This is a genomic window from Candidatus Anstonellales archaeon (assembly GCA_038869735.1).
Taxonomy (GTDB): Archaea; Micrarchaeota; Micrarchaeia; order Anstonellales; family CG1-02-47-40; genus JAWCQO01.
Genome location: JAWCQO010000009.1, coordinates 1 through 16851, shown reverse-complemented (window position 1 = coordinate 16851; position 16851 = coordinate 1). Strand labels below are relative to the sequence as shown.

Sequence of the window (16851 nt, the reverse complement as noted above, 5' to 3'; positions counted from 1 at the left end):
ATATCAGTTTCAAGAATGATATTTATATATTTACGGAGGGTATCTTCATTCATGGCCGTAGATGAAAATGAGATTCGCACAGGCGTTGACGCCTTAATAAAGCTTCTCTATAACAAAAAAAAAGTTTTGCTTGAAGAAGCTGCCAGTGCACTTGCAATTCCAAAAGAGCGTCTTGAGGAGTGGGCTCGCATATTAGAGGAGGAAGGAATAATAAAAATTGAGTATCTACTTACAAAAACCTATCTTGTTTGGACAGCTGGTGGAGAGATAATCACCGATCCAAAAAGCTTTGGTTTCAGTGTCGAGTCAAGAGGTGCTGGATTTCAACACAGCGAACTTCAGCCCAAACTATCAAAGCTTCTTGCTCTTGTGCAATTAAAAGGCGAACAAATAAGACGGCTAGAGTTAAATTATCTTGAACTTTATAAGAGCCTTGACCCAAAACTCCTAGATACGCAAAAAAGACTTGAAACTCTTAAGGAATTACAAGAAAAAAAAGAGGCGTTATACCTTCACCACACAAACCAACTCGAAGACATAAAACGGAACCTCTCTAACCTGTCTACTTCGATAAACGAAACTAATAAAAGAGCGGATTTCTTGCATACCCAGTGCATCCAGATACAGCATGATATTGAACGCATAAAAGGTAAAGTTGAAGATTATCAAGCCCTCATGGCAAGATCTAATTCTCTCAAATCAGAAATTGAGCGCCTTGGGGCCAACATTTCGTTAGAATTAGACAAACAAAAAAACCTTCTCGGAAAGGCCGCTCACCAGTCTCAGATAGACGAGCAAATAAAACGAATCAAAAAAGCTTCCTACGAGCTTGAAGCTATTAAAAAAGAGCTGGTTCTAATTCTAGAGCGTATATCTGCTCTCCATGCAGAAATACAAAAAGATAAATCGCTTCGAACAAGCCTACAAAAGAGTTTTGCGGAAGTAGACAAGCAAGCAATGAAGATAAAAGATGAGCTAAACAACATTGAGCAGAAAGCCAGCGTATTTGGTGATTTAGCAAAAGATGTCCTATCTGCAATTCGCCTCCAGCGAGAAGAGCTTTCCTCACTCATTTCTTCAGAATCCCTTTTACGAGAGCTCCTTTTTTCTTCTACTTCATACGAAAAAATAAAAACTGAGATAGAACAACATCTTCGAGATATAGAAGAAGAAAAGAAGAAGGCGGATGCTCAGTTGACTGCGATACAGAATTACTACAAATCACAATCAGACAGTGCCAGTAGAAAATCCAAAATTGATGAAGCTCTTTCAAAAATAACAGCCCTAAGAGAAACTTTGCAAAAGAATCTTGAGTCAGCCAAAAAAATCTCAGAGGAAATAGAACGCCTAAAACCCACCATCAGCCAAGCTGAGCTTGAAGAGCAGAAGAAAGCAATTCAGTCGTCTATCCAAAAGCAAGTGGAGCGCCTGGAAAAGCTCAAGAGCCACTATCTAAAATCATACAATGATTTTTCTGTTGCACTTTCCCAACTAGAAGGACAAATTAACTCAAACAGGGAGGAGTTTGAGGCTCAAATAAAAAAGGCAGACGCAGTAATTTCAAAGATGAAAGAGTTTGAAGGAAAAAAGGACGAGGTAAAAAGGTTGCTGGACTCCCTTGGTTCTCTTAGAGCTCAGCAAGAAGAGTTGCAAACGAAAGTCCATCAACTTATCCAAAAAGCTGAAAGCATCAGCTACCCTGCTCAGCCCACAATACCTCGTCAGTTTCACACTGCTGAATTTGAGATGTCCCAAAGTGAATATGAAAGATATGAAAAGAGGCGAGCCAAACTCCGCGAGATGATAAGCGAGTTCTATCGGGGGAAGCATACCTAAAAGCCATTTAAACCTTCAGTGCAGAATTTTCTCTTAAAGATGTTCTAAAAAGAGTGTGCGGTGCGCGCAATAGAGGGATAAAATGCCAGACAAAATCAAAAAAGAAGACGAACAAGATAAAGCCAAACAAGATAAAGCCACAATTCTTGACAATTACTATTTCAATTCAGAGTCTATTCCTGTCAATGTACAAATAACTCGCGCTGCATCAGACTTTACTCCGCGCTACAACCTCCACATACCCGGACTAGGAGAAGGTACAAAAATAGTTCTAAACACACTAAAGGCTGAACTCGTCTCAAGCGTAAAAATTTCGGTCTCAGAGATGCTTGACTCTAAAAAAGCAGACGAAATAAAAGAAAAGTTCAATTCAAAGGCACTTGCCTTACTCACACGCAACTTCCCATCCCTTTCTGACTCTACAAAACAAGTCCTTGCTTCATATCTAATCCAAAATACACTTGGTCTTGGAGAGCTGGAAGCTCTAATGCACGATGATAAGCTTGAAGAAATTGCAATAAATAATTCAAATGAGCCAGTCTGGGTATATCACAAAAAATGGGGATGGTGCAAGTCGAATGTGTATATAAGATCTGAGGAAAATATATACGATTATGCCGCATTGATAGGGAGGAAAATAGGAAAACAGATAAACACACTATGCCCGCTTATGGACGCCCATCTTCCAACCGGAGAAAGAGTTAATGCGACGCTCTATCCGGTTTCCTCTTTTGGAAATACTATTACCATCAGAAAGTTCTCCCAAAACCCGTGGACCATTAGCCGTTTTGTTGAACTAGAATGTATCCCAACGCACATAGCCTCTCTAATATGGCTTTGTGTCCAAAACGAGATGTCTTTGTTAGTCACTGGAGGAACAGGAAGCGGAAAAACTTCATTTTTAAATGCTATTGCAACTCTTATTCCTGCTAATCAGCGCATAATCTCTATTGAAGACACGCGCGAGCTTACTCTGCCATCATTTATGCATTGGATTCCAATGGTAACTAAAGAATCAAATATTGAGGGAAAGGGCGAAATCACTATGCTTGACCTTCTTATTAACTCTCTTCGACAAAGACCTGATAGAATACTGCTAGGAGAAGTTCGCACAGAAAGAGAAGCCCAAGTAATGTTTGAAGCCATGCACACCGGACATTCGGTTTATGCTACGATTCATGCGGACAACTCACAAGAAACAGTAACTCGCCTTACAAATCCTCCTATAAACGTACCACGGGTTATGCTTGATTCGCTTTCAGGAATAGTTGTACAGTATAGAAACCGCCGCTTAAATCTGCGAAAAACATTCGAGTTTGCAGAGGTTTCAAGTGACGGCGCTAATGTACTCTATCGACTTGACATAAAAAGCCAGCGAATGCTTCCCATTGGTAAGATGAACAAGCTTTCAGAAAAACTCTCCCTTTACTCCGGCCTGACTCAAAAGGAGATAGACCAAGACGTAGAAGAAAAATCAAAAATACTTTCATGGATGGTACGCAACAAATACACCGGGCTTGAGACAGTTGCTCGCATAATCTCAAACTACTATCAATCACCTGACGAAATCCTTTCGTTAGCTGAGCATAATGCTAAGTGGGAGGGCATCTAAACTATGGACCGAAAAAGAAAGCTAAAAGAAGAAGACCCAACTGATGAAAATAGTACTAAATCTATTTCTATCCCTGCTTCCTTGTCCAATCTTCTTTCATACACCCTTAAGTATTTTCCGAATCTCCAGTCAGAGCTTGTAATGGCTAATCTAACCAACTACACCACACTTTCATTTGCTTACCATGCATTGCGCTCTTCACTCTTTCTTTCGCTTTCGCTCCTTCTAATAGCCTATCTTTTTCTGCCACGTATTAACCCTGTTTTCTTTCTGTTCCTATTCCCACTTTTCCTTCTTTTCTCATTTTTCTATTTTATGAACTTCCCACGAGTGAAGGCCAATGTACGCGCGCGTCTTATTGAATCAGAGCTTGTCTTTGCCGGAAGGCATATCCTAATTTCACTGAGGGCGGGCGTTCCTCTATACGATGCCATATCTGCCGCCTCATCAGGCTACGGCGAAGCAAGCAAGGAATTTAACAGAATAATAGAAAAAACTGCTCTTGGTATGCCGGTGAATGCCGCCATGCACGAAGTTGCAGCAACAAACCCATCTCAAATGTTTAGGCGTGTTGTTCTCCAGCTTTCAAACGCTCTTTCTTCAGGTTCTGATGTTGCAAACTCTCTTGACTCGGTACTTGAACAAATCTCGCGCGAACAATTAGTTTCACTAAAAGCCTATGGTCAAAAACTCTACCCCTTAGTTATGTTTTTCATGGTTTTTGGTATCGTTTTCCCCTCTCTTGGAGTTGCACTTGGTTCCATTTTGCTCTCCTTTATTGGTTTCTGGGCAAACGCAAACGGAAGTCTACTCCTTCTTGTTATTTTTGTAATCATATCCCTTTTTCAATTTCTCTTTGTATCTGCAATCGAAGCATCAAGACCAAGGGTTGGTGTTGGATGATGAGCATTATAGATTTTTTTGATAAGCTAGGACGCTCTCTTTCGCGGCAGCATATCCGTAAGATTGAAGCCGCCCTTCGCATGGCAGGTGTTAGTATAAGAGCAGAAGTGCTTGTTGGTCTTCTCCTTTCATTTACGATATTGCTTTCGATTGCAATATTTGGATTTCTTTATACATCCCAGAAATTCTACTTGCTTGCATCTGCTATTTCCGGCAAGCTCCCTTTTCCATTTAAAGTAATCTTCTCAGCTTCGATCTTGCTCTATTTGATATCCATTGTGCTTTCAGCCTCAACCCTCTTTCTTCTTTCTTACACGTATCTCTCCTTTAGCTCAGAGTCGAGAAGAAAACTGGTCGAATCAACCCTTCCTGATTTTCTAATGATTGCAAGTGCAAATATACGTGCAGGCATGCCCGTTGACCAGGCGCTTTGGCAGGCAGCAAAGCCGGAGTTTGGTCTTCTTTCTCGTGAGGTGGAGGCTGCCGCAAAAAGAGCCTTTGCTGGAGAACCATTTACTACTTCACTTGACAAGCTGGCATCAAGCTTCGATTCCCCACTTCTTATGCGTACAGTATCCTTAATAAAACAAAGCATGCTGACAGGAGGAAAAACAGCTGACGTTTTAGATGAGATAGCCCAAGACGGAAGGAATATACAAATAACCTCAAAAGAAATATCCTCCTCCCTCCTGATGTATGTAATATTTGTTTTGTTCGCAAGTGTAATAGGCTCCCCTTTTCTGATGGCCGTATCTCATTCTTTGCTTTCTACCCTTTACGCTGCATTTAGCAAGTTGCCCTCAGCTCAAGTAGAGCGCGGTTTTGCGTTTTTCTCACTCTCAAAACCACCATTCTCTCCCGATGAGTTTGTTGTATTCTCAATAGGCGTCATCCTATTTACTTCAATCACGTCCTCCATAATCATAGGCATAATACAGAAGGGCTCTAAGTGGCACGGAGTTAGATATATACCTTTTTTAAGCGCTTTGTCTTTAATAGTATTCTTTACGACTAAGGCCTTTCTTCAAGGCCTTGGGTTTGCAGTTGTCTGAGGTTGGATTGGAATGCTACCAAAAAACAAGCGTGGACAGGCAGCTATGGAATATCTTATGACTTACGGCTGGGCTCTCCTTGTCGTAGTGATAGTAGTCGCTATCCTCTTTTCACTCACATCACTCTTTAAGCTTGGAGATCAATGCATCTTTTCCCAGAAGTTTTTCTCCTGCTCAGACCCTTTTCCACAGGTACTCACTGACGGTTCTCTCATTTTCACAATAAAAAACACCGGCCAAAAAGAAGTTACCATAACAAACGTTGCCTGTACAACTGAAGAATACTCTGGTGCATTCCTCCCCTCATTTACACGACGCAACATCATGCCAGGCTCTTCTTATACGTTTAGAAAAGATGTAGGCGTCAAATGTATGAAAAGCGGCTCAGAAGTAGTGGCTCTAAAGGAGGGTGATGAATTTAGAGGAAAATTAATCTTAAAATATAAATACGCAGACGAACCCGAAGGGTATGAGGAGAGGCAGGCACAAGCCACATTAATTGCAACTGCTGTTTCTCCAACCGCCAGCGTTGGAGGGATAGTTAGAATAAATGAATCCTTCCAATAATAAACTGATAAACCTAGCGGCTATGTGCTTAATCAGGGGTTTTGTTTTTCATGTTTGATTTTCTTGAGCAGATGCAGGAACAGCAAAGGCATCAAGAGCGTCCAAATCTATATTCTTTAGTTGAAAAGAAACTATTTATGAGCAAAGATGCCCTCGAACTACTCAGACAACTCTTAGAAGGAAAAAGAAAAAGCATAGATCTATTTTTTGGTGCTGACTCAAAATCCGAATTTCGAAGAGACAAAAATTTTTCAGTTATTGAGGAAGAGCTTTCAAAATACGGTATCTCTTGCAAGAAAGACACAGTATACAATCCAGATGAAAAAAAGACATACTACGTCCTTTCGATCACCAACCTAAACGTCCAATCCCAATCCTCAGCTAAAAAAGAAAAATTTTTTCAAGCAAAACCTGATAAAATAGCAACAAAAACTCAAGTTCCAAGCAATCTACTCTCCCAATATGCAGGTCTAGTATCTCTCTTTGGCGAGGAGTTCGTCTCATCCGTTTTGAGTGTTTCACGTACAGCTGACATAAACCCTTTAACTCTTTTTTTGGTTATTTGTGCAGAACAAACAGCGTATAGAAAAAGTCTTTTTCAGATTGAGGCAGAGCTCAACTCATTGGGAAAGGCATTAAAAAAAGACCCAAACTCAAGAAACTATAGCTCTGATATAAAGCATATCCCTCCTAATAAAGAGCCTTCGTGGTCTCTTGTCCAGATGAAGAAATCAACATTTGACGACTTGGGCTTTCCCTTCTCATTTGAAGAGATGAAAAATGATTATAAAAAAAGTCTTCTTGCTGCTGCGACTTATCTCAAACATCTTGAAAAAAGGCTTCAACGAATTGAGCCCACCATCACAACTTACTCCAATCCCCGTCTCATAGCAGCAGCTTACATCAAACCTGCAGAAGCAGAGAGGTCTGCAAGGCTTTCCAATGACTGGATGACTTATTACCAGCAAAATAAAAGTTGGCGTATAAGGCAATACTTTTCAAAAGTTGATTCTTACTATACCCTCCTCAAAGAGAAGCTCGAGCGAGAAAAAGAGGTTCAGGTATAGCTAATTTAGCCACTAACTACTACTCTAATCAGAAATGCTACTACTCTTAATCCGAAATGCTTACGTGTGAAAAATCACGATACTCCTTGTCGTTGAATGAATATAACAGGCTACTTCCCATCTTTGCTTTTATTTCCTCCTCCCTGCCAGTGTCAAGTCCGTTGCTTTCTGCGTCAAAAAGGTAAAAAACATCATCTACATTCCAGAGCACATAAACATTTTTTGCTTCTGAGAGAAAAACTGCTGCGTTTGGGCTTCCCAACGCCCTTAAGATGGCGCAGAGGAGAATTCCCTTATCCATCTGGTCTGCTTCCCCGATTTCTACAATTTCAGAAAAAGAAAGCCAGAAGTTCACGGGCAAGCTAACTGTCCTTATTTTTGAAACAAACAAAACTGCTTCATAAGCGGCATTTGTAAAATCCCGCTCATAATTATAATCATCATATTTCTTCTTTATCTCACTTACAATCTCCTTTATCTTACCATCCTCTGTATTTACAAGACCTTTGAGCTCCGAAATGCTTTTTGCTTCACTTTCCTCAATAATTTCTGCATATCTCTCGATTATTTTTTTGTATATTCCTTCCCGACAAGAACTAATAATAGGTTCTCCTGTTTCATTTGGCTTAGACGCCGTATACTCATCCTTTTTTTTCTTTCCAATGAGCGGGAGAGTTATAAAAGTTAAAATAGGTATCATACTCTATCTAAAAACAAGTGTCATCTGAAGTATAATAATGTTGTGATATCTCATGAATGTTTCATTTTATGGAGGAGCAGGTGAAGTTGGCAGAAGCGCTATAGAAGTCCATGATGGGCAAAAGCACATCCTTATAGACTGCGGAGTAAAGCTTGGTGCAGAAACCCAAATTCCATCCCTGGACAAAGATTTTTTTAGACGGGTATCTAACATAGTTATTTCCCACGCTCACCTTGACCACATCGGTTTTCTACCATTTCTTTATTTGGAAGGTTTTTCCCCGACTCTTTATGGTACGAAACCAACGTTCGAGCTAGCCAAACTTCTCCTTGAAGACTACTCTCGCATAAGCAAGGCCTTCTCAGTAAGAGAGATTTCAAGGGTTCTTTCGTCCGCAGTTCAAACTCCTTTTATGTGGAAAATAAAGTCAAGCAGATTTCCTTCGTTTTCTCTCCTTCACTCTGGACACATACTTGGCTCTGCCATGGTCAAGATAGAGGAAGAAGGAGGAATTCTTTACACCGGCGATTTTAGAGTTCGCGCCGGCAAAATACTCGAAGGCTGTGTCCGAAAAATAAGAGCGAGAACACTTATAATGGAAGGAACCTATGGCCTGAAGTCCGATAAGCTTCCAACAATCCAGACAGCTAGCAGAGCACTTGCAAACTCAGTTCGAAAAACACTCGAAGGAGGAGGAATCGTTCTTATACCATCGTTTGCGGTTGGGAGGGGCCAAGAAATATTATTGGTTCTGGAAGACTATATGCGAAGCGGTTTTCTTCCTCAAGTCCCAATATATGTTGACGGCATGATAAAGAAAGCCAACAAAATCTATTCAAAATATGTCGACTATTTCAAACCTGAGATTCAAAGAAGAACAAAAAAATCACACAATAACCCCTTTTCTAGCAGCCTTTTTAAATCAGCAAGCCCACGTAACCGCTCAAAAATTCTTTCTTCACCATGCATTATAGTATCTACTTCCGGAATGTTGACCGGAGGGCCTGTTCTTGAATATCTCAAAGCAATCGGAAGCTCGAAGAAGAATAAACTAATCTTCGTCGGATATCAAGCAGAAGGGACACTTGGAAGAAGAATTCAGGATGGTGAGCGCTTTGTCCAGATAGATGGGGAGGAGCATTACCTAAACTTGGAAGTTGAGACAGTTCGTTTTTCAGCTCATGCCGACCATGACGATCTGGTTAGATTTGCAAACGGAATAAAAGGACTAAAAAAAATATTCCTTGTTCACGGAGAAGTCAAAAAGCTTAATGAACTTATGTCTGACCTAAAACAATTTGAAGTTGCTGTTCCAAATATAAATGAAACATTTAAGGTGTAATGTTTGGCATACAAGCAAGCACACACAAATGCGCACACAAGAACGAGTTTGCCAGTAAGCACAAAAAGAGTTTAACAGTCACCCATATACCCTTGAAACTCTTTTTTTTCTTTTCTCACTCATATTGCAAAAACACACAACATCCTTGCCCAAAAAGTCAAACTCTGCTCAATAATGGACGCACACTCTTGAACGGAAGGATATCTATAAATTGGCAAAAGCTCAAAATCCTTTTTAATTCTTTCTTTCATAAATACATCTCGACACTCTTATTTATCCTCATCGAGAGATTAAGCGGTTGTTTTTTATGACCGAGCTAAACAAATTTGAGAAGGCACGCATCATAGGTGCCCGAGCTCTCCAACTCTCCCTTGGAGCCCCTCCATTAGTGGAGGTTTCAGAGCACGAAACCGCAACAGATATCGCACGAAAGGAATTTGAACTAGGAATAATCCCACTTGTAATCATACGAAACGAATAACACGGTTTCCTATTGCCTATTAACTACTATTAATTGATGATAACATACTCCGACCCCAAAAAGTTGAATCAAGGAGATGAATGCTTACCCAAAAATCGGCAGGCAGGCTTTTGCAAATGAACAGAGATGAAATATTAAAAAGAGGGTTTGTCCTCTATCGCGTCCAGAGAAGCGGCATGTTCCAAAAACTGAGATTTAGGGTAGAATACGAGGAAGTAGGTGGAGGTAAGATCCCCTATCTTTGCACTGACAAAATAGTCGACGCACCGGAACTATTGCGCCTCTGCAACGAGGCTAACCTTCCTGTAAAAGCAAAAAATGGAAAATTCTTTCCTGAAGGCAAAAGCTCAATTGATTTTCTTATACCCTCATCCGATTCTTAAACTTAGCTAGCAGTGTTAGTACCAACAACCTAACCCTCGCCCGACCCGTAGCATCTTCTCAACCTTTTCAGATTATCTAAACTTTTTTCCTTCGCTATGCCTCCGCAACGGCCTTGCATGTTTTTTCGCTTTTTTTACTTTTCTTACTCTTTCAACTTATCTAAAATTTTTATTCCCATCCACCAGCCATATACTTCGAGCTATTCGTTTTCACTTTCGTTTTCAAGGCGCTCTTAAACCATTTTTTCCAGCCACGCTTTCCAATTAACCCTGTCGGTACTCTTTCTCCTTTTTCTCGCAATGGCCAAAATAAGTTTTGCAGCTGTAATCGGGCTTCGATGAGTAGTATCAATCTCGACAACTCTTCCAAAATTTTTTTCTGCCTGCACTGTGCAATAATCCAGCGCTTCGCACAATAGGTTATCTTCAATCTTCTTTTTTGAGTACTTTCTTCTGCGAAGCCTTACTTTTAGCTTCTCCGGGTCGCACCTGAGTACAAAAACAGTATCCAAAGGAAGCTTTATTTCACATCCAAGATGCCCATCCAAAACTATATCTTTTTCCCCTTTTCTCTTTATTTCTGCTTTTAGTACTCCTTCAAGCTTTCGTAAGTTTACCTCCCCTCCTCTTTTGACGCTTCCACTTTTTCTGGCTACTGCATTTATTGAAATTTTTGAAAATCCGCCAATCTTAGATATTAACTTTGCTAGCGTTGTTTTTCCTGTTCCAGGGACACCGGTAAGAAGTATCCTTGTCTTTTTGTTAATCCTGTCTGTCAAACTTCCACCTTAAGATACTTCTTTCTCTAAATTTAGATGCAGAAGCTTCATTCTGCTTGCTATCCGCCTTCAGCACTCATCTCCTCCCATATGTTTTTCAAGCAGGTTCCTTTCTTCTTTCAAAAAATGGACTGCCCGCACAAAATTTTCATGTTCGCAAGCCACTCACAAATACAGTTTCTCGTTTCTAGAGTTTGCGTTCATATGGCTCACAGCTCACCTACCAACCGCCTCAAATACTTTTTTGCATCCTTTAATATTTCCCTTCCTTTTTTGGTTGCAGAATAATATCTTCTTTTCCCCCTAACGTCTGATTTTATAAACCCCTCGCCCTCAAGCCGATACAGAACAAGATAGCACAATAAACGGCTTGGGGAAAATCCAAATCTTTTTTTTATAACTTGGGGAAGTCGATAAGCATATACTCTCTCTTTCTCACAAAGAGAAATTACATAAAGCCAAAGATTCCCTATGCTAAGAAGACGACTGAGCCTCCTCAAGGGGGACCTAACTTCTTTTTCCATATAGACACTTAAAACATGAAATCTTTTAATCTTCATCACCAATAACCCTATCTTATGGCTATAACAAATGAAGTGATTAGACTGGAGAATGTGTGGAAAACTTATGAGGCTGGAAGCACTAATCTTCACGCTGTCAGGGGGATTTCAATGCAAGTCAATCAGGGAGATTATATTGCAATTGTAGGTCCCTCAGGAAGCGGAAAATCAACTCTTATGCATATACTTGGACTCCTTGATACTCCAACCAATGGCAAGGTTTACATTGACGGTGTCGAAACGACAACTCTTTCAGATGAGAACCTTTCAAGCATACGCGCTAAAAAAATAGGTTTTGTATTCCAGTCATTTTATCTTATTCCAAGCCTAAACGCAATCCAAAACGTTGAACTTCCAGCCATGCTTGTTGGTGTTCCAAAGAAAGAGCGTATGAGACGCGCAGAGAGAATCCTCTCCAGCTTCTCTCTTAGCAACAGGCTTTTTCATCTACCATCAGAGCTATCTGGAGGTGAACGACAGAGAGTTGCAATAGCTAGGGCACTTATAAACGACCCCTCTATAATTCTTGCTGATGAGCCAACCGGCAATTTAGACTCCTCAGCTGGCAGAGAAGTATTAAAAATATTCGATGGGCTCAATAAAAAAGGAAAGACTATAATAATCGTTACTCATGACACAAGCGTTGCATCGCATAGCAACGAAATACTTTATATCCGCGACGGCTCAATAGAAAAAAGAGTAAAAATAAAAAAGGAAAGTCAGGCGCACATTAGGCAGGAGGCCTGAAGGGATAACATGAACAAAAGCGTATTTGTTTTTTTACTCCTATGCGCCATTGCAACGCATTTTGCAGATATATCAATCTCGAGCTATTCTGTCCTTCCCACAACCGTAAGACCGGGAATCACAGGTTCAATATCCATAACTATCCTAAACTCTGGCTCAAACGCCACATCAGTAACTGCCGAGCCGGCCGGTTCTCAATTCATCATCTCTTCCGGAAGATACAATCTTGGAGATTTCTCTTCAGGTATAACTACTTCCTTTTCAATCCCCTTTACTGTTAGTAAAAATACCCCCCCCGGAATCTATAATTTGCCCATCTACCTTACATACTTCTCAACAGGGCAAAGCGGCTTTTTGTCAGGGAAAAAGACCTTGATTGTTCCAATAAGCGTAAAAAACCCCGCTTCATTTCAGCTTGAGTCTCAACCAGCAATAGCCTATGCTGACAGTGGCTTTACAAGTGAGGTAACAATAAGAAATTCCGGTGGAACGGCATATGATGCAAAACTCTACTCAAACTCAACAAGCTTTTATATCGCAGGTCCCACCCCCGTTTTTCTAGGCACCGTTGAGGATAATGTTGTCTTCTCCCTCAATCTTACAATGGCTTCTGGCATTCCAAGCGGGAGATATTCTGTTCCACTTGTAATTACCTATCGTGATGCACTTGGAACTGATTATTCTGAAACTCTCTTTCTAAATGCTGAAGTAAGAAATCGATTGCCAAAATTCATATTTAGCGTGGTACCCGCTTCCCCCCTAGTTCCCGGCAAAGCATCAGTTCTCTCCTTACGCCTTAAAAACAGCGGTGACATGGCTGCCTATTCTGTATCAGTAAAACTCCAATCGCCCAATATCCTAACCCCACTTTCTACCTCTGAAATAATCGTCGGCGACCTCGCACCAAACTCAGAGGCAAACGTCTTCTTTGACGTAGGAGTAAAAAATATAGAACCCGGTTTTTATCCACTAACTGCAGAGATCTATTATAAAGACGGAAATGGAAATCTTCAAGCACCTTACAACGTCTCAGTTGGGGTAAACGTTGCTGCCCCAAATGAACTTTCTGTTTTTGTTTCTTCAAAACCAATACCCATTACAGCCGGCCAGGCCCATACCTTTTCAGTCCTTGTTTCAAACACAGGCTCCTCCCGCATAAAAGCCCTCAGACTAAGGCTTATTGAAAGCCCTGTTTTCAAGATTCTCGATGCGCAAGCCTCTCAATTTATAGGCGGCTTGGAGCAGGATGATTTCTCATCTGTTCAGTATAAAGTTTTGGTCGGCAACGTCCCACCAGGAAGTTACCCGCTTATCGTAGAATCCTCGTTTAAAGACGCATACAACAACGAGTACACGATTAATTCCACGGTGATGCTGGAAGTCGTCTCGTCTGAAACCGCCAGCAAAGTTTCTGGCCAAAGCGGGGACTCGAGTATCCTATGTATAGGAGCAGCAGCTATAGCTGCACTCCTTGCACTTGTCCTTTACTTTAAATTTCGAGGAAAAGGAAAGACCTTAACTTTTTTTGAAATCTGAACATAACAGCTAAAACAAGATACCACTATGAATACTGAAATCTTTTCAGTGCCTCCTGACAGTGCGGCATCCTCCGAAATTCTCAGATATACCTCTTCTAAGCTTCTAAACAGAAAATCACACCATGAAGATTAGCAAGAGAAACTCAGAGCACAAAAAATCCTCTCCCCCTATCCTTTAATAACTTTTTTAAGCTTCTCCACAGAAAATCACACCATGGAGATTAGCAGGAGAATAGTTACTTATGCTCTTTTTCTATTCTCTCTGCTGGTCAGCACAATCTTTTCAATAGATATTTCAGCTTGCGCAAACCTCAATACTCAAGGAACAACTTATACCCTCATCTCCTCAATCTCAACAAATGCTCTTTCCTGCTTTAACATAACAGCAGAAAATGTCACCTTCAACCTGAATGGCTTCCTAATAAATGGAACAAAACAAGCCAACTCTATTGGGATATACACAACTGCAAAGAACTCCACTATAACCAATGGGATAATAGATGGATTTGAAAAAGGAGTTTATCTTGCTAATACACAACTTGGAACAATAGATAATATAACTGCAATGACTTCGGTTGCAGGTGGAAAGGGAATTTTCCTTTCAAATGTAAACTCTATTACAATCATCAATTCAAACGGAACATCAAGCTCAAGCAATGGTATTTATATCTCCTCCTCAAACTACAACCAAATAATAAACTCAACAGCCTACTCCCAATCTTCCTATGCTATTTATGTCGATTCAAGCACCTACAACAACGTCACAGGTTCAGTGGGTTACACCTCGTCTTTAGATACAGGCCGTGGGATATATGTTTGGTCTTCAAACTTTACAACCATAAAATATTCCGCAGGCAGAGCTTATTTTGGTATTGGAATTGATAGCGGACAAAACAACTCAATCATAAACTCAAACGGAACATCATCAAGCTATTGTGGCATTTGCATAAGGTTCTCGTCTTCTGGCAACTCAATCATAACCTCAAATGGAACAACCTCATCAACCACAGTCTCTGGTATTTATATCTCCTCCTCAAACTACAACCAAATAATAAACTCCACATCTACATCAACCTCATACTTTGGACTTGAACTAACTGACTCAAGCTGGAACAACATAACGGGAAGCAACATTTCCACACACTCACAAACCAAATCAGGTCTAAAATTAACAAATGCTGATAACTCTATCATTGCAAATAACACTATAGGTGGAAATCCCCCCTCCAACAAAGCATGTATAAACATCTCCTCCACATCTTCGGATAATCTCTTTTATCATAACGAGCTTTACAACTGCCTAACCTACATTGACAACCAAAACGACACAAACCTATTTAACACAACCTCAAACGGAATTGCACAAGGGAATTATTACCAAAATATACTTGGCCTGCCCATATACGATACAGACAATGACGGCTGGGGAGATTATGGAAGCGGCTATCCACTGTCAGCCTCAACTCAGGGAGGTAACTGGACAGGATACGGCCAGGACTGGGGACCAAGAGGAGCAACAGTAGACCCATCACTTCTTGGTTCATGCTCAAACCTAACTTCCCCAGGCACAACTTACACACTAATAAGAAACATCACCAACTGGACCAGCGGCACATGCTTTTACATAAGTGCAGAAAACGTGACTTTAAACGGGGCGGGCTATACCATAGTCGGAGACAACATTACAGGCTCGCACGGCATCAGTATAAATGCTTCAAATGTTGTAGTTGCTAATATCACAATCTATAACTTTACGACGCATCTTGGAATTTATGGTTATACCCGGAATGTTTCTATAGATAATGTTAAGCTTATGCATGCCAAGAACCGAGCAGGCGGGCATAACCTTTATATTGACTGGACTGTTAACAATACAAAAATAAATAAAGTCAATTCTTCAGTTCTTATTTCTAACGGAGGCGAGCCGTTCCTGCATGCTGGCTATATTCGTGGCTTTAATCACACTATAAATAATTCGTTTTTCCAAGGGAGAGGATGGGCAGGGCTTTGGCTTTCAGCAAGCAACTGCACAATAGAGAATACAGAGACTCAAACATGGTATTATCTTGCTTTATTTATAGATGGACCTAATAATAGGTTTAATAACTTAACTTCATTTTCATCTTCGGGAGTTGGCGTAGCCATAAGATACCCTAATGCAGTTGTAAATAATTCTCATATAAAAGTCACAGGTTATAATGGAGCTTTTACCGTTGGCTATTCTGGAGGCTATAAAGTAGACGGAACAATTATAGAGAATACTGTAATAAATCAGACTAATATTCCCGCAGGCTCGGGGAGCGCAAACGCTTTCGATGTTAATCTTGCAAACCAAACAACTCTAAAAAATCTTACTGTTGAGAGCAATGGCGGTTATGCTTTCATTGTTAGAGATAGCTATAACAACAATGTGGAAAATGTTCGTGTTTATTCAAAGAGAAACATGAGCTTATATATTGAGAAAGCTGGAAATATCACCATTCTAAACTCTGAATTTATAGCCAACTCTTCAGAAGGGGTTTACCTTTCTTATTCGCAAAACGTAACACTTCAAAATGTATATGCAAACTCTACCAGTTCAACAGGTATATATATTTATAACTCACAGAATATCACGCTGGCAAATGTAACTGGCGAGTCGGCTGGCATATATCCAGCATTTGGCTTAAAAGCTTCTGAAACTAGCCTTAATATAACAGGCTCTACAATTCGTGGAATTGGAGAAAATGCAACCTACGGGTTAGGTGTTTTCTATTCCCCAAGCGTTAATATTACCAATTCACTAATAACCTCAAATAAAGGCATAGCTTTATGGATAGCAAACTTAACAAGTGGAGCAATACAAAACAGCACCATTAACTCAAGCAACAACGTGGGGTTATACCTTGAAAATTCGACAAACGGAAGCATTAGATATGTTAATATATCATCAGGCTTACAATTAGCCGTTAATCTATCTAATACATCAAGCTTTGTTTTTGAAAACAACACCATAAGCTCGCCAACCACATGCATAAACATCTCCTCCACATCTTCGGATAATCTCTTTTATCATAACGAGCTTTACAACTGCACAACCTACATAGACAACAAAAACGAAACCAACCTATTCAACACAACAGCAAGTGGAACTGCACAGGGAAACTACTACCAGAACATACTTGGCCTGCCCATATACGATACAGACAATGACGGCTGGGGAGATTATGGAAGCGGCTATCCACTGTCAGCCTCAACTCAGGGAGGTAACTGGACAGGATACGGCCAGGACTGGGGACCAAGAG

At 40.5% G+C, this 16851-nt stretch carries 15 protein-coding genes; 12 read left to right on the top strand and 3 right to left on the bottom strand.

Annotated elements, in window-relative coordinates:
• Positions 1-51: 51 nt before the first annotated feature.
• The 6 genes from QXF67_04015 to QXF67_03990 all read left to right on the top strand — a co-directional run bounded on the left by QXF67_04015 (position 52) and on the right by QXF67_03990 (position 7037).
• Positions 52-1836 carry a hypothetical protein gene (locus QXF67_04015; protein MEM3060669.1) on the top strand — a complete coding sequence of 595 codons (1785 nt, stop codon included), beginning with the start codon at positions 52-54 and terminating at the stop codon, positions 1834-1836.
• Between the two features lie 82 nt (positions 1837-1918).
• Positions 1919-3448: an ATPase, T2SS/T4P/T4SS family gene (locus QXF67_04010; protein ID MEM3060668.1), complete on the top strand. Its 1530-nt coding sequence runs from the start codon at positions 1919-1921 to the stop codon at positions 3446-3448.
• Positions 3449-3451: 3 nt separating this feature from the next.
• Positions 3452-4351, top strand: a complete 900-nt coding sequence (locus tag QXF67_04005; protein MEM3060667.1) for a type II secretion system F family protein — start codon at positions 3452-3454, stop codon at positions 4349-4351.
• Entirely contained in the window at positions 4351-5403 is a 1053-nt protein-coding gene (locus QXF67_04000) for a type II secretion system F family protein (GenBank protein ID MEM3060666.1), read from the top strand. Before QXF67_04005 ends, QXF67_04000 begins: the two co-directional genes overlap by 1 nt.
• Positions 5404-5415: 12 nt before the next feature.
• On the top strand, positions 5416-5970 hold the full coding sequence (locus tag QXF67_03995; GenBank protein MEM3060665.1) for a hypothetical protein: 555 nt from the start codon (positions 5416-5418) through the stop codon (positions 5968-5970).
• 50 nt (positions 5971-6020) lie between these two features.
• Positions 6021-7037 (top strand): hypothetical protein, encoded by a 1017-nt coding sequence (locus QXF67_03990; protein MEM3060664.1) that lies wholly within the window; start codon positions 6021-6023, stop codon positions 7035-7037.
• A 46-nt stretch (positions 7038-7083) separates the two neighbouring features.
• On the opposite strand, the gene QXF67_03985 is transcribed toward QXF67_03990, so the two are convergent.
• Positions 7084-7737, bottom strand: a complete 654-nt coding sequence (locus QXF67_03985) for a hypothetical protein (protein MEM3060663.1) — start codon at positions 7735-7737, stop codon at positions 7084-7086.
• Positions 7738-7789: 52 nt separating this feature from the next.
• On the opposite strand from QXF67_03985, the gene QXF67_03980 reads away from it, so the two are divergent.
• From QXF67_03980 to QXF67_03970, 3 genes are all read left to right on the top strand, one after another.
• Entirely contained in the window at positions 7790-9079 is a 1290-nt protein-coding gene (locus QXF67_03980) for an MBL fold metallo-hydrolase RNA specificity domain-containing protein (GenBank protein ID MEM3060662.1), read from the top strand.
• 307 nt (positions 9080-9386) lie between these two features.
• Positions 9387-9560, top strand: coding sequence for a DNA-directed RNA polymerase subunit K (locus tag QXF67_03975; protein ID MEM3060661.1), 174 nt, complete (start codon positions 9387-9389; stop codon positions 9558-9560).
• Between the two features lie 80 nt (positions 9561-9640).
• Entirely contained in the window at positions 9641-9943 is a 303-nt protein-coding gene (locus QXF67_03970; GenBank protein MEM3060660.1) for a hypothetical protein, read from the top strand.
• Between the two features lie 233 nt (positions 9944-10176).
• Here the strand turns inward: QXF67_03970 and QXF67_03965 are convergent, their stop codons facing one another.
• Together QXF67_03965 and QXF67_03960 are read right to left on the bottom strand one after the other, a co-directional pair.
• The gene (locus tag QXF67_03965; GenBank protein ID MEM3060659.1) at positions 10177-10722 is read right to left on the bottom strand and encodes an adenylate kinase family protein; all 546 of its coding nucleotides are present in this window, start codon (positions 10720-10722) and stop codon (positions 10177-10179) included.
• Between the two features lie 209 nt (positions 10723-10931).
• A complete protein-coding gene (locus QXF67_03960; protein ID MEM3060658.1) occupies positions 10932-11282 on the bottom strand; it encodes a helix-turn-helix transcriptional regulator in 351 nt (116 codons plus the stop codon).
• Between the two features lie 18 nt (positions 11283-11300).
• On the opposite strand from QXF67_03960, the gene QXF67_03955 reads away from it, so the two are divergent.
• The 3 genes from QXF67_03955 to QXF67_03945 all read left to right on the top strand — a co-directional run.
• Entirely contained in the window at positions 11301-12029 is a 729-nt protein-coding gene (locus QXF67_03955) for an ABC transporter ATP-binding protein (protein MEM3060657.1), read from the top strand.
• Between the two features lie 9 nt (positions 12030-12038).
• Positions 12039-13565, top strand: coding sequence for a hypothetical protein (locus QXF67_03950; protein MEM3060656.1), 1527 nt, complete (start codon positions 12039-12041; stop codon positions 13563-13565).
• A 216-nt stretch (positions 13566-13781) separates the two neighbouring features.
• Positions 13782-16851: right-handed parallel beta-helix repeat-containing protein (locus QXF67_03945; GenBank protein ID MEM3060655.1), on the top strand; the 3070-nt coding region annotated here is incomplete at its 3' end.